The sequence below is a fragment of the Vibrio sp. 378 genome (assembly GCF_033339435.1).
Window position 1 is genome coordinate 1 of sequence record NZ_JAWOUO010001071.1, and the last position, 538, is coordinate 538.

A 538-nucleotide genomic window follows, 5' to 3' on the forward strand; every position below is an offset into this window, starting at 1 on the left:
TTTTGTAGCATCATCTCCAGCCAAATGTGACTTTTTATTAAATTTTGTTAATGGGTAAATTAACCAAAAAATGCGCGTAAGTAAAGCATTATTGTGACGTGTGTCTCTATAAAATGGCTGGTTTGGTTATTTGTTAATCAATTTTATTAAGGGGAACAGTCCCATTTTGTAACAGTTTAATGGCGAGAGCCTTGGGTGTATTTTAATGCACTCGCTTCTTTGTCATAAAGGTGGGCCAATCCCAGAAATTGCGAGGAGAGGGTCGTATAGTCTTTAGCCAGTTGTTGAGCGTTTTCTCTATACCATTCTGCACTGATTTGGTTCGCTGTTTCATTATTATGTCTGCAACTTTGAGCGAGCTTTTCCCAGCCATTGGCTGCCCACTGCGACTCGGTACTAAGCTTGATAAGCTCATTTGCTTTTTGCGTTAACTCTTCTTTGTACTGAACCGAGGCTTTTAGCTGATTTTGGAACAGGTTTTGATTGTACTTAGCGCGCCATAACAAACTGAGTTCATCTGTGGAAAAAGTTTGCGAAA

General features: G+C 39.6%; 1 protein-coding gene. It reads right to left on the bottom strand.

What is annotated here, in order from left to right:
* Positions 1–176: 176 nt before the first annotated feature.
* Positions 177–538 (bottom strand): ATPase (locus R7Q48_RS30420; protein ID WP_318134137.1); only part of this gene is annotated, 362 nt, incomplete at its 5' end.